15 protein-coding genes are annotated in these 18,341 nt (G+C 41.9%); 11 read left to right on the top strand and 4 right to left on the bottom strand.

All coding sequences use genetic code 11. The annotated features are described in order from the left end of the window. Positions 1 to 33: 33 nt before the first annotated feature. The gene (locus tag L2747_RS07000; RefSeq protein WP_248998362.1) at positions 34 to 537 is read left to right on the top strand and encodes a GNAT family N-acetyltransferase; all 504 of its coding nucleotides are present in this window, start codon (positions 34 to 36) and stop codon (positions 535 to 537) included. Positions 538 to 622: 85 nt separating this feature from the next. On the opposite strand, the gene fur is transcribed toward L2747_RS07000, so the two are convergent. Continuing rightward, complete coding sequence (gene fur / locus L2747_RS07005; protein WP_220781983.1) at positions 623 to 1,054, bottom strand: ferric iron uptake transcriptional regulator; 432 nt, start codon at positions 1,052 to 1,054, stop codon at positions 623 to 625. Between the two features lie 268 nt (positions 1,055 to 1,322). Between fur and cobB the strand changes: the two genes are divergently transcribed. Together cobB and L2747_RS07015 are read left to right on the top strand one after the other, a co-directional pair. After that, positions 1,323 to 2,045 carry a Sir2 family NAD+-dependent deacetylase gene (gene cobB / locus L2747_RS07010; RefSeq protein WP_248998363.1) on the top strand — a complete coding sequence of 241 codons (723 nt, stop codon included), beginning with the start codon at positions 1,323 to 1,325 and terminating at the stop codon, positions 2,043 to 2,045. A 50-nt stretch (positions 2,046 to 2,095) separates the two neighbouring features. Then, entirely contained in the window at positions 2,096 to 2,554 is a 459-nt protein-coding gene (locus tag L2747_RS07015; RefSeq protein ID WP_248998364.1) for an AAA family ATPase, read from the top strand. Between the two features lie 150 nt (positions 2,555 to 2,704). Here the strand turns inward: L2747_RS07015 and L2747_RS07020 are convergent, their stop codons facing one another. Beyond that, positions 2,705 to 3,130, bottom strand: coding sequence for a GNAT family N-acetyltransferase (locus L2747_RS07020; RefSeq protein WP_248998365.1), 426 nt, complete (start codon positions 3,128 to 3,130; stop codon positions 2,705 to 2,707). 278 nt (positions 3,131 to 3,408) lie between these two features. Next, positions 3,409 to 5,493 carry an elongation factor G gene (fusA, locus tag L2747_RS07025; RefSeq protein WP_248998366.1) on the bottom strand — a complete coding sequence of 695 codons (2,085 nt, stop codon included), beginning with the start codon at positions 5,491 to 5,493 and terminating at the stop codon, positions 3,409 to 3,411. A 791-nt stretch (positions 5,494 to 6,284) separates the two neighbouring features. Here fusA and L2747_RS07030 point away from each other — a divergent pair. After that, complete coding sequence (locus L2747_RS07030) at positions 6,285 to 7,091, top strand: M61 family metallopeptidase (protein ID WP_248998367.1); 807 nt, start codon at positions 6,285 to 6,287, stop codon at positions 7,089 to 7,091. A 46-nt stretch (positions 7,092 to 7,137) separates the two neighbouring features. Here the strand turns inward: L2747_RS07030 and bioA are convergent, their stop codons facing one another. Beyond that, on the bottom strand, positions 7,138 to 8,484 hold the full coding sequence (bioA, locus tag L2747_RS07035; RefSeq protein ID WP_248998368.1) for an adenosylmethionine--8-amino-7-oxononanoate transaminase: 1,347 nt from the start codon (positions 8,482 to 8,484) through the stop codon (positions 7,138 to 7,140). Between the two features lie 248 nt (positions 8,485 to 8,732). On the opposite strand from bioA, the gene bioB reads away from it, so the two are divergent. From bioB to L2747_RS07070, 7 genes are all read left to right on the top strand, one after another. After that, positions 8,733 to 9,785: a biotin synthase BioB gene (bioB, locus tag L2747_RS07040; protein ID WP_248998369.1), complete on the top strand. Its 1,053-nt coding sequence runs from the start codon at positions 8,733 to 8,735 to the stop codon at positions 9,783 to 9,785. Positions 9,786 to 9,930: 145 nt separating this feature from the next. Then, entirely contained in the window at positions 9,931 to 11,124 is a 1,194-nt protein-coding gene (locus tag L2747_RS07045; RefSeq protein WP_248998370.1) for an aminotransferase class I/II-fold pyridoxal phosphate-dependent enzyme, read from the top strand. A gap of 49 nt (positions 11,125 to 11,173) precedes the next feature. Then, entirely contained in the window at positions 11,174 to 11,944 is a 771-nt protein-coding gene (locus L2747_RS07050; protein ID WP_248998371.1) for a methyltransferase domain-containing protein, read from the top strand. A 26-nt stretch (positions 11,945 to 11,970) separates the two neighbouring features. Continuing rightward, a complete protein-coding gene (gene bioD, locus L2747_RS07055) occupies positions 11,971 to 12,636 on the top strand; it encodes a dethiobiotin synthase (RefSeq protein WP_248998372.1) in 666 nt (221 codons plus the stop codon). A 660-nt stretch (positions 12,637 to 13,296) separates the two neighbouring features. Continuing rightward, entirely contained in the window at positions 13,297 to 14,160 is an 864-nt protein-coding gene (htpX, locus tag L2747_RS07060) for a protease HtpX (protein WP_220781993.1), read from the top strand. 291 nt (positions 14,161 to 14,451) lie between these two features. Then, positions 14,452 to 14,799 (top strand): tetraheme c-type cytochrome CctA, encoded by a 348-nt coding sequence (gene cctA / locus L2747_RS07065; RefSeq protein WP_220781994.1) that lies wholly within the window; start codon positions 14,452 to 14,454, stop codon positions 14,797 to 14,799. Positions 14,800 to 15,299: 500 nt separating this feature from the next. After that, entirely contained in the window at positions 15,300 to 18,266 is a 2,967-nt protein-coding gene (locus L2747_RS07070; RefSeq protein WP_248998373.1) for a nitrate reductase, read from the top strand. Positions 18,267 to 18,341: the final 75 nt, after the last annotated feature.

Below are 18,341 nucleotides of genomic sequence, written 5' to 3' on the forward strand. Positions count from 1 at the left end.
ATTAGAGAGATAGGGACATAAGAGGACATTATTGTGATTATCACAGAAACCGACAGGTTGGTATTACGGCATTTTGAGGAGAAAGATACCAAGGCGATTTTTTTACTCAATAGCATTCCTGAGGTACTGAAATATATTCCTGGAGAGCCAATGACATCAATTGCCCAGGCTGAACAAATTTTTGAAAATGTGATTACCAAAAGTTATCAAGAACGTGGTTATGGTCGCTGGGCGGTAGAACATAAAGCAGATGGTAAGGTTATTGGTTTCTGTGGACCTACATTTATTACTGAGTTTAATGAAGTCGAGTTAGGCTATCGATATTTGCCACAATATTGGGGGCAGGGGATAGGATATGAAGCAGGTGTAGCGGCATTAGAACGATTTCAAGATTATGATATCAATGAAGCTATCGCGCTAATCCTGCTCGGTAATAAAGGCTCTGAAGGTGTTGCACGCAAAGTCGGGATGGCCGAACGCAACAGAGCTAAATTTATGGGCCATAAAGTGAACGTATTTCATAAGGTATTGGCGTAAATATATTGTAGCTAATACTATTTGCAATTATATTTAGAAACAAAAAAACCAGCTTAATGCTGGTTTTTTGTCTAAGGACGCCAATTTATGCGTCGCCGTGATCACACTCATCGTTAGTGCATACACCATATAGATATAAACTGTGATTAGTCAGTTTAATGTTGTGTTTCATTGCTATTTCATCTTGACGACGTTCAATCATTTCGTCTGAGAATTCGATAACTTTACCGCAAGATAAACACACTAAGTGGTCGTGATGATGCTGAGACGAAAGTTCAAATACCGCTTTACCACTTTCAAAATGATGTCGGGTCACAATACCGGCATCGTCAAACTGGTTAAGTACGCGGTATACAGTAGCAAGACCAATCTCTTCACCCATGTCGAGTAACTTCTTATAGAGGTCCTCAGCACTAATATGTTGATTCTCTGGCGCTTGCATCAATTCTAGAATTTTGACTCGTGGTAAGGTCACTTTCAAACCCGCTTTCTTTAGCGCTTGATTTCCATCTGTCATTATTGATCTCTTGATTGCAGAACGATTAGCCATAAGTTAATCAGTTCATTTGTGGGTATTCAATCCATTATATGTGTACAAATTGAAAACTTAAACCTTTGATCTAGCAATAAAGCGTCATAAGCAAATAAAAGGCCTTAACTAGATATAAAACAAGCAATTTAAGCATACTTTTTGTATTGTTATTGCCCATTTATACTAACGCCTAATGTCATATCTGCCTACAAACAGGCAAAATAATAACAAAGACCAACAAAAAGGACTGTAGATGTACCAACAGATTGTAATATTGACAGGAGCTGGGATCTCTGCCGAATCTGGGTTACGTACCTTTCGAGATCAAGATGGTTTGTGGGAAGAGCATAAAATTGAAGAGGTAGCGACTCCTGAAGGTTATGCAAATAACCCTGAGTTAGTGGAAGGTTTTTATAACGATAGATGGCAACAGTTTCATAATGGTGATATTGAACCTAATGCTGGCCATATAGCCTTAGCTAAATTAGAGAAGGAATTTACCGGTGAGCTGCTGGTTATCACCCAAAATATTGATGATTTGCACGAAAGAGCAGGATCAAGACGGTTATTGCATATGCACGGTGAATTGTCTAAAGGGCGCTGTCCTCGCTCGCAACAGACTTTTTTGCTAAGAGAGCCTTTTGGTCCCAAACATTGTTGTACTTGTTGCATCCCGGCTCAGCGTTTAAGGCCACATGTGGTTTGGTTTGGCGAAATGCCTTTTGGGTTAGATAGAATTCAATATGCACTTGATACCTGTGACCTATTTATAGCTATTGGCACCTCTGGGACTGTATACCCCGCAGCGGGTTTTGTTGATACCGCAAATCATCATGGTGCACAAACCGTAGAGGTTAACTTAGTTACTGCTGACCGCCATAGTCAGTTCCAATATCATTTGGAAGGTAAAGCGAGCGAGTTAGTGCCAAAATTGGTTGATGATATTCTTAGCGGGAAAATAATCAGTAATGCCTAATTAAATTGACGTTTGCGGGCTTTAGCAAAATAAGCGTTGGAGTAAAAGAGATGACACAAACAACAAACTACAATGGCATTGCTATTATCATGCGTGGTCTACCGGGTAGCGGTAAAAGTTACTGGGCAGAAGAGTATGTTAAAGCGTTACCAAAGTTAGAACATGCCGAGCAATTCAAAATCTGTTCTACAGATGAGTTCTTTTATCATGAGGGGCAATACCGTTTTAATTCAAAAAACCTTTCTAAGTATCACAAACTTAACTTAACTCGGTTTATTCATGCCATAGCGAATAGAGTGCCAGTGGTTATTTGTGATAACACTAATATGGCGCAGTGGGAGTTTGAAGGTTACTGTGAAGCGGCAAAAGCAGAAGGTTATCAAGTACAGATTCAGCAAGTCGGTGAGCCAAAAGATAAGCAGCATCAACTACTGTGTGCTGATAGAAATAAGCACAGGGTTCCTTTAAGTAGCATCAGCCGTATGGCGAAGGGTTTTGAGGCTATATAGCCGAAAAGATATAAATCAAGTAAATGAGTTATGCCGCTGAAATGTCAATTTTTAGCGGCTATGCTATGTCGCTCAGTATTTGTAGACTGAGCAACTCACTAAGTTGACTCTAATTGATACTTGGCTAATATTGAAACTAATTTTTTTACGCTAACTGAGCTGCTTTCTTAGGCCTATTCGGCTGTAGCCTGAAGGGAAGTTGTCAAAGCGCGTAAATTCTTTAAATCCGAGGTTTTGGTAAAATAATGGTGCTTGCCAGCTTTGAGTCCATAACCATAAACCTGCCAATTGCTGTTCTTTTGCGTAAGTTTCAGCCTGCATCATCAACTGTTTACCAATGCCTTTGCCTCGACAACTTTCATCGACCCAAAGTTCATCTACATACAACCATTGCCATAATAGGTCGGCAGTGAGTGCAGCTATAAGTCCACCTTGTTCATTGGTGACTGTCCAGTTTAACCGCTCCGTTTGATAAGTTGGAGCGCACTGAATTTGGCCGTGTGATTTAAACCCAGCATTAAGCTCTTCTTGTTGGCGGACATTTAATGCTCCATTACTAAAATCTATTTTCAGCATTGCTGATCTCTTATTTATGAGCAAAGCTTATTGGCTATGCTGGACTCTTAGATATTAATAATAAACAAATTATGAATAAAATAAATCAAGAATAGCTCGGAAGAGTCTAAATAGTTATGGGGTTATTGAGAGGCAAGAATGGTGATGGTGTTTTGAGCTAAAGGTTTGGTAATAAAAAATTTTAACTGTAGAAAGGGTAATAAAAAAGCCTATAGATTTGCACCTATAGGCTTTTCGTTAAAGTTTGAAACTCTAAAGAGTCATAACTAAATTAATAGTTACTTCTTAGCAGCTCTTTCTTTAACTTCAGCGATAACTTTCTCAGAAACACTGTTTGGACACTGGCTGTAGTGAGCAAATTCCATAGAGAATTGGCCACGACCAGAAGTCATAGTACGTAGTGAACCGATGTAACCGAACATTTCTGAAAGCGGTACGTCAGCCTTAATACGAACACCAGTAACACCAGCGTTTTGGTCTTTGATCATACCACGACGACGGTTAAGGTCACCAATTACGTCACCAACGTTGTCATCTGGGCTGAATACGTCAACGTTCATGATAGGCTCAAGAAGTTGCGCGCCAGCTTTTGGCATAGATTGACGGAATGCGCCTTTAGCAGCGATTTCGAACGCGATAGCTGACGAGTCAACTGCGTGGAAAGCACCATCTTTAAGTTCGAATTCAACGTCTAACACAGGGAAACCAGCAACAGTACCGGTGTTCATCATGCTAGCGAAACCTTTCTCAACTGCTGGCCAGAATTCCTTAGGAACGTTACCACCAACAACTGAAGATTTGAACGTTAGGCCAGTGTTAGCTTCGCCTGGACGGATAACGTAGTCGATCTTACCGAACTGACCAGAACCACCAGATTGCTTCTTGTGCGTGTAGCTATCTTCGATTTCACGAGTAATAGTTTCACGGTATGCAACTTGAGGCTCACCTACAATTAGCTCAACGCCGTATGTACGCTTAAGGATATCTACCTTAATGTCTAGGTGAAGCTCACCCATACCTTTAAGGATAGTTTCACCTGAGTCTTCGTCAGTTTCTACGCGGAAAGATGGATCTTCTGCGATCATTTTACCGATAGCGATACCCATTTTCTCAGAACCGCCTTTATCTTTTGGCGCTACAGCGATAGAGATAACTGGCTCTGGGAATACCATTGCTTCAAGAGTACAAGGGTGCTTAACATCACATAAAGTGTGACCAGTTTGTACGTTCTTCATACCAACGATCGCGATGATGTCACCAGCTTGTGCGTAATCAAGTTCGTTACGCTCATCAGCTTGCATTTCACACATACGGCCGATACGTTCAGTCTTACCAGTTGCACTGTTAAGAATCGTGTCGCCTTTACGTAGCTGACCTGAGTAGATACGTACGAATGTTAGTGCACCAAAACGGTCATCCATGATTTTGAATGCTAGTGCTTTTAGTGGCTCGTCGATAGAAACTAAAGCAACTTCACCAGTCTCGTTACCTTCTTCGTCAGTTAGAGGCTGTGGATCAACTTCAACTGGGTTTGGTAGGTAATCAACAACAGCATCAAGAAGAAGCTGCATACCTTTGTTCTTGAAAGCAGAACCACAGTATGTTGGGAAGAAAGTCATGTCACGAGTACCGGCACGGATACAACGCTTAATGTCTTCCATAGATGGCTCTTCGCCTTCCATGTAAGATTCCATTAGGTCATCGTCCATCTCAACCGCAGTCTCGATTAGCATTTCACGGTATTCTTCAACAAGATCTACCATGTCAGCTGGAACGTCGTTTACTGTGTAGTTTTCAGCTTCGCCAGTATCATCCCATACGTATGCTTTACGAGTCAGTAGGTCAACAACACCACTGAACTCATCTTCGATACCGATTGGAAGAACCATAACTAGTGGGTTAGCAGCTAGTACGTCTTTAGTTTGCTTAACAACGCGTAGGAAGTCAGCACCCATACGGTCTAACTTGTTTACGAAAATGATACGTGCAACTTCAGATTCGTTAGCATAACGCCAGTTAGTTTCTGATTGTGGCTCAACACCACCAGAACCACAGAATACACCGATACCGCCATCAAGAACTTTAAGAGAACGGTAAACTTCTACTGTAAAGTCAACGTGACCAGGGGTGTCGATAACGTTGAAACGGTGATCTTTCCAGAAACAACTAACAGCAGCAGACTGAATGGTAATACCACGCTCAGCTTCCTGTTCCATGAAGTCAGTTGTTGATTCGCCGTCATGCACTTCACCTAACTTATGGATTTTACCAGTAAGCTTTAGGATACGCTCAGTTGTAGTAGTTTTACCCGCGTCAACGTGAGCAAAGATACCAATGTTTCTGTACTTTGATAAATCAGTCATTTTTCTACTCTATTGGAGTTACGTTCTAAAATTCCGCGCAAGTATAGCAATACTTTTCAATTTATTTTATCGATTTTTATCATTCAGGGCTAAATTAAACGAAATATCATAAAAAAATCACATTTTATAGCCAAAATTAAGGTCGAAAATCTGATAGCCAAGTTAGGAAAATAGCTATCTCTGGCTTTTCTGATAGTTTTTTATCTTAGCTACAGAATAATTGGGTATGCGATTGCGCGAAGCTTGACCCAGTTTAGTCAAATTTGGGCTAAATGGATACCTGTAAACAATGCTTACATCCACTTAAGTTTTGCTGACTAGATAATGATATCGGTTGAAGGTAAAAGGGTAGGGGTTTTAGTTTGGGACGACTGTTTAAGGTGGTGTTTTATTTGCTTTGAAGTAAACGTTTTATGGGGTTTGTACGTATAGATGGTTGATCGTTGATAATAATCGCTGGCTAATCGAGCTTTGCTTTTAAAGCATAAAGAATTTGATTATGTGTCAAATGATTAACTCTACACATTAACGTCACATCGACGAGGTTATAGTTAAAGACTCAGCAGTTCAGACTAAATATAGTGAGTTTTGAGTTTCATGAAGTGATTGATAGAGCCATGTAGTGGACGATAAGCGTTATTGAAATAGAGGCTAAGAATATGGCGAACGTTAAGAGTATCACTAAAGGACCTGCTTGCAGAAGGTTTAATTCGTTACCTCTTGGAATTCGTTTTACGTTCAAAGTAAGCCAAAAGATATTTTGTAGAGCGTTTTTTCTCATCACATTCACTATGTCATTTGCTTTTTTTATACCGGATAAAGTCTTTGCTACAGAAATAGATATTTTAGAGCAAAATATTTCGGATTCAGAAAAAGTAAAATTAAATAAATGGCTTTCTTATGGTGTCGAGGCCGTTACCGAAACATTAGGTGAACTTCCACAAGATAAAATTGAAATTGAGCTTGTGCATAAACGCAGTACTGGCGAACCCGTGCCGTTTGGACAAGTAATAAGAGGTAGCCCTGTGAAAGTTAGACTACAAATTAATGCTTATGCCACTTTCCCCGAGTTTGTTGATGATTGGACGCTATATCATGAGTTATCGCATCTCTACATACCCTACCTTGACTATCCGTCGTTTTGGCTAAATGAGGGGTTTGCTACTTATATGCAATATGTTGCGATGCTCAATAGCGACACTATTAATGCTCATCAGTTTGTTAACCGAGTCAGTAATGGGCTAATAAGAGGAGAGCAAAGAACAAAGCAGTCTCCAGGGCAACTTGCAGAAGTGTCTGATGATATGTGGCGTAAACGAGCATTTAAGCGAGTCTATTGGACTGGCGCTGCATTTTTTATCGAAGTGGATAACTTACTTATCACTCAAGGTCAAAGTATGGTTAAAGTGATAGCAGCTTATACTGAATGTTGTCTTACTGCAGAGAGTACGGGTATCAAGCTGATGCAGGACTTTGATCAAATCGCCAAAACAAGAGTGTTTACTGATACTTATAAACAGTATTATATGAGAACAGATTTTCCGGTTATCACTCAAGCGCAAATAAAGCTCGTTAGCCGTTATTACGCTAATAACTGAGTAGCCTGTTTATAAAGAGCCAATCATTGTTGGCTCCTTATTGATACTAACCGTGACTGATAAAAGCGCTAGCACTCGCACTCGCTTTCGGACTAATTCCCTTTGCAACCGTTTTCATCGCATGAGTCAATTTGCTTAGCTGCTCATTAGTAACGCAGTAAGGCGGCATAATATAAATAAGATTAGAAAAAGGTCTGATCCATACGCCTAGATTAACAAATTCTTGCTGCAGCTCTGCGGTATTTAATGTTGAACTCATTTCAAGCACACCTACAGCACCAAGTACTCGCACATCGTGTACATGTTCATAGTCGATAGCGTCGGCTAACTCTGTTTTTAGTTGCGCTTCAATTGCACTGACTTGAGCTTGCCATTGGTTTTCTTTAATCAGTTCAATACTGGCAATGGCTGCAGCGCAAGCTAACGGGTTACCCATAAATGTTGGGCCGTGCATAAAGACACCTGCTGGCGAGTCACTTACACCTTGTGCGACTTCATCACTACACATAGTCGCAGCTAAGGAAATATAACCGCCAGTAAGGGCTTTACCAAGGCACAAAATATCTGCTTCGATATGGCTATGCTCATAGGCAAACAGCTTACCTGTTCGGCCAAACCCTGTGGCGATTTCATCTAAAATAAGTAACACATTATATTTGTCGCATAATTTGCGCAGCGCAGCTAGATAATCTGAGTGGTAAAAACGCATACCGCCAGCGCCTTGCATTATAGGCTCAACCAGTAACGCCGCTATTTGCTGATGATTGTCTTCAAAAATACTGGCAATTTCATTGAGCTCTTCGGGATCAAACTCACCATCAAATCGAGACTGCGGTGCAGGGGCAAATAGCTGCTTGGTGACTAACTCGCCAAACATGGTGTGCATCCCCCCCTCTGGATCACATACGCTCATCGCGGCAAAGGTATCGCCATGGTAACCATTTTTAATCGTAAGAATTTTCTGCTTGTCGGTATTGGCTTTACCTTGCCAATATTGCAACGCCATTTTCATTGCCACTTCAACGGCAATAGAACCTGAATCGGCTAAGAATACTTTGGTTAATTTAGGACTGGTGAGCTCGACGAGTAGTCGCGCCAGTTCAACGGCGGGTCGATGAGTGATCCCGCCAAACATGACATGACTGAGCTGGGCTGTTTGTTGCTGCATAGCTGCAACGATTTTTGGGTGACTATACCCATGTACACATGCCCACCAAGAACTCGTACCATCGACTAATTTGCTACCGTCTTGTAATTGCAGTTCAACACCTTCAGCAGCAACTACACCATAAGCCGGCAGTGAATTGGCCATTGAGGTGTAAGGATGCCAAAGGTGTTTTCTATCAAATTGAAGGTCGATGCTGTTTATCGTAGACTGGTCTTGTGTGTTCATAAATTAACCGTTAGTAAACCTTTTAATTCCGATGGCGTTGACAGGTTACGGCTTGCAGGTATCCTAAGCAAGCAAAATATTTACTTTTAAAGCTAACTAATTATTTGTAGTTACTTGTTTTTTATATAAAATAGTTTGCACTCTCAAACTCTTGTCAATGCGGTTGTTGGTATAAGAGCTGAGTTTAAATGACTGGTGTACCAATAAAATAAACAATAAATTGAACGAGTGAGCGAAAAGGGAACAAGATGTCTGAAGTACAGCTAAGAAATAACTGGAAGCGCGAAGAGATTGAAGCCTTATTTGCACTTCCTATGAACGATCTTCTATTTCAGGCGCAGAGTATCCATCGCCAAGAGTTCGATCCTAATGAAGTGCAAATTAGTCGTTTACTGTCGATAAAAACGGGTGCTTGCCCAGAAGACTGTAAATATTGTCCACAGAGCGCTCGTTACGATACAGGCCTTGAGAAAGAGCGCCTTATGGCAATGGAAACCGTATTAACAGAAGCACGCAGCGCAAAAGCGGCAGGTGCTTCACGTTTTTGCATGGGGGCTGCATGGCGTAACCCTAAAGAGCGTGATATGCCATACCTAAAGACCATGGTTGAAGAGGTCAAGGCATTAGGCATGGAAACCTGCATGACGTTAGGTATGCTTTCTGCTGATCAAGCAAATACGCTAGCAGATGCGGGCTTAGATTATTACAACCACAATTTAGATACATCACCAGAGTATTATGGCGATGTGATCACCACTCGTACCTACCAAAGCCGTTTAGATACATTAACTAATGTGCGCGCATCAGGTATGAAAGTCTGCTCAGGCGGTATTGTCGGTATGGGCGAGAAGGCAACTGACAGAGCTGGCCTTATTCAACAGTTAGCTAACCTGGAACAGCATCCTGATTCTGTACCCATTAATATGTTAGTAAAGGTTGAAGGCACACCGTTTGAAAAGCTTGACGATCTCGACCCACTAGAGTTCGTGCGCACTATCGCAGTAGCACGTATTACTATGCCTAAGTCTCGGGTGCGCTTATCGGCGGGCCGTGAGAATATGACTGAAGAGTTGCAAGCAATGTGCTTTTTTGCTGGCGCAAACTCAATTTTCTACGGTTGTAAGTTGTTAACAACGCCGAACCCTGAAGAAAATGATGATATGGCATTATTTAAAAAGTTAGGTTTACATCCAGAGCAAGGCATAGCAGCAACGAAAGAGCAAGATGAAGCAATGCTTGCCAAAGCGGCTGCACAGCAAAATAAAAAGCAATCAGCATTTTATGATGCTGGTGCACTCTAGGTATTCTATAAAACGTGAATAAGCCAATAAAGTTCAACTTGTTAAATAGATAGAATCTGAAGCAATCTAACCATAATAGTCATTTATGCCTTACTTACACATTGTGGGGCATAAGGACTAAACGCTTTTAAATTGAGCAAAATCAATGTCAGAAAGTTCCAATCAAGAACAACAGAACGAAACTCTCGCCACTCGTATTGCTAATCGCAATCTAGCACTTCATGAGCAAGGTTTACTGAGAAAACGTACTAATTTAGTACTCGATCCCAGTCAGTCAAACTATTTTGAAGTCGACGCCTTACCCTATGTTAATTTTAGTAGTAATGATTATTTAGGCTTATCAACTTCAAACGTTTTAATAGATGCTCTACATCAAGGTGCTAAAGATTATGGCGTGGGTAGCACTGCATCACCTCTTGTTGTTGGTTACACGGAGGCGCATATCAAGCTTGAAAAAGCACTCTGTGATGTAACGGGGCACGAAGCTGCATTACTATTCTGCTCAGGTTTTAGTGCTAATACTGCATTGATGAAAACCTTGTTTGAACCGAACGATCTGGTTGTTGCAGATAAGTTCATTCATGCATCGGTTATTGATGGTATTCAAGACAGTGGTGCAAAACTAAAGCGCTTTAGTCACAATGACATTGACAGTGCGAAGTCCTGCTTTGAACGTTTTAAACCAAGTGCACTGGTTACCGAAAGTGTATTTAGTATGGATGGAGACATCGCACCGTTAGCAGAGATGTCAGCGCTTTGTCAGCAACATGGTGCATGGTTTATTGTTGATGATGCCCATGGTTTTGGTGTGATTGGTGAAGATGGCTTTGGCGCTACGAGACTAACTGATGATATTAAGATTGATGCGCAATTAGTCACATTTGGAAAGGCTCTCGGTGGGCAAGGTGCTGCAATTCTCGGTAGCCGCGAGTTAGTTGACTTTCTCGTTGCTAATGCACGGCACTATATTTATTCCACGGCATTATCTCCTGCAAGCGCAGTGGCAGCCTTTACCGCATTGACAGTGATAGAGCAGCAACCAGAGCTAAGGGAAAAGCTTAAAGAGAACATCAGTTATTTTCGCGAACAGTGTGAAAGTAAAAATATTGAGTTAACTGATTCGTTAACTGCAATACAGCCTATTATTTTAGGCGATAGTGCTAAAACGATGGCTGTGGCTCAGCGCCTTAAAGAGCATGGCTTTTGGTTAGGTGCAATAAGACCACCAACTGTTCCACAAGGTAGTGCAAGGCTAAGATTGACGCTAAATGCCAATCATTGCCAACAAGATATATCAGCCTTAGTGAATGTGTTGGCTGATATCCTTAATAACGATTAATAATCAAATTAATGAATAACAATATTTTAATTGTTCGGGATCCAATGTTGTGAATAAAGGATCAAATGGGCTAAGTCAGCAAGTGGCGGCACGTTTTTCAGCCGCAGCGGATAATTACCATAGTTATGATGTATTGCAACAACAAACGGCTCAACGTTTGTTAAAGCAAACTGAGGTCAGTGGTCGATTATTGGATATTGGTGCCGGCCCCGGCACATGCTTTGCGCATTTACCAAGCGTTAAGCAGGTCATTTGCCTGGATATCGCCGAGGGTATGTTAAGCACTCTGACTGCGAATTATCCACACTACCAAGCGATATGTGCAGATGCTCAAAACCTGCCTTTGCTCGACAACAGTGTGGACGGCATCTACTCCAATGTTGCTCTGCAATGGTGTCAACAACTGCCTCAAGCAATAACAGAAGCTAATCGAGTGCTAACTGCGGGCGCAGAGTTCAATATGAGCATCGTCGCCAAAGATAGCTTGCAGCAATTGGCTGCTCTGGGTTTTAAAATAAATCAGTTTATTGAACAGAGCACACTGTTAGCGGGCTTTGATAAATCACAATGGGATATTGAGCTGTGTGAAACGCAGGCGATCAGCTTACATTTTGACACTCTGAAATCAATGTTGCAGTCGATTAAAGGAGTTGGTGCATCAATTGTTAAGCAACAACAAGATGTTAACTTGCCTCAGGTCACATTGAGAGGACGTAAAGATTGGCAAGCATTACAAGCTAAGGCAGAGTTGAGCCGAGCCCCAGAGGGCCTTCCTTTAACTTATAACATTTGCTTTATTAAGGCGCGCAAAAAGCGCTAATTGCAGCTGAGCGACTTGGAGATAACATGACATTTTTTGTAACCGGTACCGACACTGATTGCGGTAAGACGCTTATTTCATCTGCATTATTGACGGCTGCCAAAGGCGAAACTGTTGGTTTTAAGCCTGTAGCATCGGGTTGCGCTGAGACAGAAGCGGGTCTACGAAATAGTGATGCGTTAGCATTAATGGCTGCATCGACGATTAAGCTTCCTTATGAAGATATTAACCCTTTTGCATTTTTACCTGCTATTGCTCCGCATATTGCAGCCGAGCAAATGGGCGTACAGTTAGCCCCTAACCGCATTGCGGCTATGATGAAAATGTCTGAATTTGTCGGTGCGGACTTTTGCTTAATCGAAGGTGCTGGTGGCTGGCGTTTACCATTAGGGGACGGGCATTATTTATCTGAAGTGGTGCAAATGATGCAGCTGCCGGTTATTTTAGTGGTTGGTATGAAGCTTGGTTGTTTAAATCATGCATTACTCACTGTGGAAGCGATAAAAGCTGATGGCCTCAACATTGCTGGTTGGGTCGCTAATCAGGTTGATCCTGACATGGCGCATCCAGAAGAAAACCTAGCAACATTAAAAGCGGCAATTACAGCGCCTTTCTTAGGTTTTGTACCACACCTATCGGAAGCAACAGCAGAGCAAGCTGCCAGTCATCTTGATATAAGCGTGCTGGGCTAATACCAATCAGTATAAACATTTGGTCGCTCAGCGAGAATTTAGCGGCTTTGAGGCAAGGTCATTAAATGCTCCTGCATTAATGACATTCACCACATCCATGTGGTTTGCAACGAGTGAAGAGCATAGTTATTCTACGTTCAAGCTCGTTAACACAGCATCAAAGCCGCTAAAACTCGCCATTCTGGAGCGTTTTTGGCTGCCTACTTCTACGTTGAATAACTTCAAAAGGGAGCGACCATTCTTTCAATTATTCGCCTTGAATTAGTTTGCCAAAAACACTCTGAGTAGATCAAATTCTTGTACTGATTGGTATAAATCTTCGTTCGAGCTATCCCTATTAATCTAGTTCAGCAAAGCCTAGTTATGCCGTTTTTCTATGGTGGTTAATTAGGCTTATCTTTTTGTTAAAAAAGATTAATCTCACGTCTTTTACAATTACCCCTGTTAGGCAATTAAATTAATCTTGGGTTAATGAAACCGACCTAGACTTGGCGTCACTTGATATAAAGTGGATTCGAGTCGTCTATTATTGAAGCAATAAGCCATAAATTGAAGCGACAAGGCAAAATTTTTGCCGTCTCCCCTTGAAATCTCGTTTGCCGGACATATTATGTCTTTTAAGAGTGTATATCAGGTACTTTGTATCCTACAGGAGCTTAAATGAAGCGTATATTTTTACTGATTGCCACCAACATGGCGATCTTATTAGTGGCATCAATTGTGATGTCTATTTTAGGTGTTAACACCTCTACTATGGGTGGTTTACTGGTATTCGCTGCGATCTTTGGTTTTGGTGGCGCATTTATCAGTTTAGCAATCTCTAAGTGGATGGCTAAAAAGACTATGGGTTGTGAAGTGATCACAACACCACGTGATAATACTGAACGTTGGTTAGTTGAAACGGTTGCCCGTCAAGCTGAGCAAGCTGGTATTAAAATGCCTGAAGTGGCAATTTATCAGTCACCAGAGCTAAACGCATTTGCGACAGGCCCAAGCAAGAATAACTCTTTAGTGGCAGTGAGTAGTGGTTTGCTATATGGCATGAACCAAGACGAGATTGAAGCGGTTCTAGCCCACGAAGTCAGCCACGTTGCCAACGGCGACATGGTGACATTGACGCTAATTCAAGGCGTAGTGAACACATTTGTCATTTTCGCTGCTCGCGTCGTTGCAGGCATCATCAATAACTTCGTTGCAAGTAATGATGAAGAAGGTGAAGGCCTAGGCATGTTTGCCTATATGGCAGTGGTTTTCGTTCTTGATATGTTATTTGGTATTTTGGCTTCAATCATCGTTGCTTATTTCTCACGTATTCGTGAATACAGAGCGGATGAAGGCGCAGCAAAACTTGCAGGTAAAGAGAAGATGATTGCTGCACTTGATAGATTACGTCAAGGTCCAGAAACTGGTGCAATGCCAGCATCTATGTCTGCACTTGGTATCAATGGTAAAAAGTCTATGGCGGAATTGATGATGAGTCATCCACCATTAGAAAAGCGTATCGCAGCATTACGCGCTAGCTAATATAACGTTTTACTAAACAAAGCGGTTTGAGCTTATAAAGCTCAAACCGCTTTTTTATTGCTCAAAATCAAAGCGATAAATGGTGAAAACGAGCAAATTCCAAGAGTTAATTTGATTGAGCGCACGTTTTGCGAAAATCCACAATGATATGATCTTTCAGCTAAATTAGTTGCGAATTAGATAATGCTTAGCTAAATTAATCTAAGTCGTGCTAAAAAAATAATGATCGCAAGATGAAAACAACCTGACATATAAGTTTTCACTATGTGAACATCTAATGAGGATACAATTGTGAGCAATAAACTACTAAGCGTAATCTTTGGTGCGGCTTTCGCTGCGCTAGCACTATCTCCATCAGCTTTCGCTGAAGGTCAAGAACTTGCAGAAATGCATGCAGAAATGGACGGTTGTGAAGCGTGTCACGCTGACGGTTCTCCATCTGCAGACGGCGAATATGAGTTTGAGCAGTGCCAAGCTTGCCACGGTACATTGGCAGAAATGGACGCAGTTCACCAACCACATGATGGCATGCTAATGTGTGCAGATTGTCACGCGCCACATGAAATGAACGTGGGTGACAAGCCAACTTGTGACAGCTGTCACGATGACGGCCGTACAGCAGAGTCAGTACTTAAGTAATTTTGAATTAATTCAGAATTCTAAATTGAGCCAGCTAAATAGCTGGCTTTTTTGTGGCTAAAATTTGCATATTATATCAAGTCGTTAGGCGCTCAAGTTTTTGAAAAAATTTAAGTGATTACCACTATTTTGCGTGTTAGTGTTGAGCAATTATGCTGCTCTATATCTCGCCATTTTTGATGTTTTTAGCTTATTTACCAACCATCGAAGAGTAGTGAAACGCGATATTACGGCGTGAAATCGCGTATTTACTCCGGCTATTTGTACTAAAATTCACCTTATCCCGCCTGTATTTGTGATTAGAATACGAACTCCCGCCTAAAAAAATACAAGCTGTGTGCGCCTTTAGTGCATATAAATGCACTTTTTTTGGGCGTTATTTAGTTTGTATTCTTATCAGTCACCCTTCAGCAGCAAATTTTTACTATTAAAACAGTTGTTTAAATTTTGGCTTGGTATTTGCTTTATCTCTTATAAGACTTTCATGGAGGAGCGAGCAAATGCCAAGCTGTAGAACCACTTGTGCTTACTGTGGTGTCGGCTGCGGGATAGAGATCCACCGCGGGACATCTGACGAAATTATGCAAAAAGCTTCGATTGTTAAAGCGGATAAGCTTATTCAAAAGGCTAGTTTACCGCAGGCTAACGAGAGCAATCACAAGCATATCGAGCTATGTGGTGACGTAACCCATCCTGCCAATGTTGGTGAGTTATGCCTCAAAGGCATGAGTTTGCTTGAAGGGGTAAAGGTCCCTAATAAACTGCTTTATCCTAGGTTGAACCAAAGGCTGAGCTCTAGAGGCCATGACAAGGCAAACACTGAAACAGTACAAGCCAATGCCAGCAAAACGATTGGCTGGGATGAGGCGATTGATAAAGTTGCATCGAAATTTAACAGCATTATTGCAGAGCATGGCAGTAATTCGGTGGCATTTTATTTATCGGGCCAACTGCTTACAGAAGATTATTACGTAGCAAATAAATTGGCTAAAGGTTTTTTAGGCTGCGCCAATATCGATACCAATTCACGCTTGTGCATGTCTTCAGCGGTAACGGCGCATACTCGCGCTTTTGGTGAAGATGTTGTTCCTGGCTGTTATCAAGATTTTGAATTGGCCGATGTCGTTGTACTTGTTGGTGCCAATACCGCTTGGACACACCCGGTATTGTTTAAACGCATTCTTGCAGCAAGAGAACAAAAGGGAACCAAGTTGGTGGTTGTCGATCCACGTAAAACAGCTACGGCGTCTTATGCAGATCTGCATCTGCAATTACTACCGGGATCCGATCTCGCTTTATTCAATGGATTATTAAGCGCAATTAGTCACTCGAAGCGGCAAAACCTTGATTACATTCAAAGCAGTACCAGAGGGTTTTTAGAAGCAATTTACGCTGTAAGTGCATGTGATTCTCTTGAGAAAGTTGCTGTTAAAACAGGATTGTCGGTTGAGGATATTAGCAACTTTTATCAGCTCTATACTGCAACTGATCCCATCGTTCCAGTCACAAATAAAGTTGTTACAGCCAGTGGTCAAGGTGTAAATCAATCACTCATCGGCACTGACACCAGTAATGCCATTATTAATTGTCACTTGGCAATGGGGGATATAGGTCAACCAGGCTGTGGACCCTTTTCATTAACTGGTCAGCCAAATGCAATGGGCGGACGTGAAGTCGGAGGCATGGCAACTCAGCTTGCAGCTCATATGGGATTTACCTTGCAAGAGCGAAGTCTGCTAAGTGAGTTTTGGCAATCAGAGTCAGTAGTAAAAAGCAAAGGGCTCACCGCGACAGAAATTTTCAGCCAGATGGCGTCGGGGGAAATCAAGGCCATATGGATAATGGGTACTAATCCATTAGTGTCAATGCCCGATAGGGCTTTAGTTAAACGAGGACTTAAGCGCTGTGAGTTTGTGGTGATGTCAGATATTACTGCTGACACCGATACAGCTAAATACGCAGACTTACTTTTGCCTGCCCAAGGTTGGTCAGAAAAGTCTGGAACGGTGACCAATAGTGAACGTACCATTAGTCGTCAGCGTCGTTTTGTTACACCACAAGGAGAATCAAAAGCAGACTGGTGGGCCATTTGTGAAGTGGCGAAAGCGCTTGGATTCAAACAAGGCTTCAATTTTTCCAATAGTCATCAAATTTTTACCGAGCACGCGATGCTTACCGACAAAGTGGTTAGTCACTTTCCCAATCAGCAATATACCTTAGCTGGTCTAAGCAATATTAGCGAGCAGGAGTACGACGAGCTTGAGCCGATCCAGTGGCCTATTGCCAAAAGGTGCGAGCAATTTAATAGCTTGCAAACTAAGGCGTTAGTTAAAGATAAGGCTGAAGATCTGCCAAATAATCTCCTAGAACAAAAAACACTGCAATCGTCTCAATATTTATCTCAAGAACGCTTATATCAAGATGGTCGCTTCTCAACGACCAATGGTCTTGCCAACTTCATCGCGACTCCTTTGTTAGCACAAGAAGTGGATAAAAAGTCTGCGCCAAATGGAATATGGCTTAACTCTGGCAGATCGCGAGATCAGTGGCACACCATGACGCGAACGGGTCATATTGCCAGCCTATCGGCAAGTGATTATCAACCTACGGTTTTGCTTAACCCTTTTACCTTGGAGCAATTGCAGATTGCTTCTGGAGATCTCGTCAAACTTACCGGGCTTAATTCAAATGAAAACATGTTAGCAAGAACGGTTGCTGATGAGGCTATTTTACCGGGTTCAGCTTTCTGTTCGATGCATTGGTCAACTCAATTTAGTAACAGTGCGGGTGTCAATCAGCTACTGGAAAGTCATGTAGATCCTTGGTCTTTGCAACCAGGGTTTAAGCACCAACGGGTGCAAATTGAGGCTTATCCCGTCGTGGTTCAAGGGATCATCTGGGGGACGTCTGTTGTGGATGTCAGACAGCATATTTGGTGTGTAAAGCAAACCATTAATGATGGCGTTTGTCATCATTTTGCGGCGGCAAAGGCTGAGCTTGTTAGTAAAGCATTTAGCGATGTGGTTGGCTTTTCAAATATCCCTGCGCAAACATTGGAGTGGCAGTTTTCAGGTTACACAATTACCTGTTTTCTCAAGCAAGGCTCTGTCATTGGTCTATGCATTAGTGATAGCAGAGAAGTCAAAGTAGATGTTAATGCAGTACAAGCTCTGCTTAATCAGTGCGTTGATAATGATTGGCTTAGAAAGCTATATAGGCTTATTCGAGCGGGAGGGAGTCCGTTAATTTGTGCTTGCAACGGCGTAACCGAAGCTGCGATCTCCGCCAATATGCTTGAGACAATACAAAGTCTTGGCAGTGAGCAACTTGGAGTAACTCAATTGGTAAATGATGCTAAGCAAGCACTGGGCTGTAGCGCTGCTTGTGGCAGTTGCCTTAATCAAGTCACTGAGCTGGCGAGAGCGTTGCTAACGGCCGAAGATCTGGCGACACAGGAGGTGGCATGATGCAGGGAATAGAATTTATCAAGCAGATGCTATTTAAGCCTCTGAGCAATATGAAATTTATTAATCCTGAGACGG

Source organism: Shewanella marinintestina (genome assembly GCF_023283845.1).
GTDB lineage: Bacteria > Pseudomonadota > Gammaproteobacteria > Enterobacterales > Shewanellaceae > Shewanella > Shewanella marinintestina.

Bases quoted from the DNA above. Each gene is read 5' to 3' on its own strand.
- fur (WP_220781983.1), bottom strand. From the start codon at position 1,054: ATGACAGATGGAAATCAAGCGCTAAAGAAAGCGGGTTTGAAAGTGACC.
- cobB (WP_248998363.1), top strand. From the start codon at position 1,323: ATGTACCAACAGATTGTAATATTGACAGGAGCTGGGATCTCTGCCGAA.
- L2747_RS07015 (WP_248998364.1), top strand. From the start codon at position 2,096: ATGACACAAACAACAAACTACAATGGCATTGCTATTATCATGCGTGGT.
- L2747_RS07020 (WP_248998365.1), bottom strand. From the start codon at position 3,130: ATGCTGAAAATAGATTTTAGTAATGGAGCATTAAATGTCCGCCAACAA.
- fusA (WP_248998366.1), bottom strand. From the start codon at position 5,493: ATGACTGATTTATCAAAGTACAGAAACATTGGTATCTTTGCTCACGTT.
- L2747_RS07030 (WP_248998367.1), top strand. From the start codon at position 6,285: ATGTCATTTGCTTTTTTTATACCGGATAAAGTCTTTGCTACAGAAATA.
- bioA (WP_248998368.1), bottom strand. From the start codon at position 8,484: ATGAACACACAAGACCAGTCTACGATAAACAGCATCGACCTTCAATTT.
- bioB (WP_248998369.1), top strand. From the start codon at position 8,733: ATGTCTGAAGTACAGCTAAGAAATAACTGGAAGCGCGAAGAGATTGAA.
- L2747_RS07045 (WP_248998370.1), top strand. From the start codon at position 9,931: ATGTCAGAAAGTTCCAATCAAGAACAACAGAACGAAACTCTCGCCACT.
- bioD (WP_248998372.1), top strand. From the start codon at position 11,971: ATGACATTTTTTGTAACCGGTACCGACACTGATTGCGGTAAGACGCTT.
- htpX (WP_220781993.1), top strand. From the start codon at position 13,297: ATGAAGCGTATATTTTTACTGATTGCCACCAACATGGCGATCTTATTA.
- L2747_RS07070 (WP_248998373.1), top strand. From the start codon at position 15,300: ATGCCAAGCTGTAGAACCACTTGTGCTTACTGTGGTGTCGGCTGCGGG.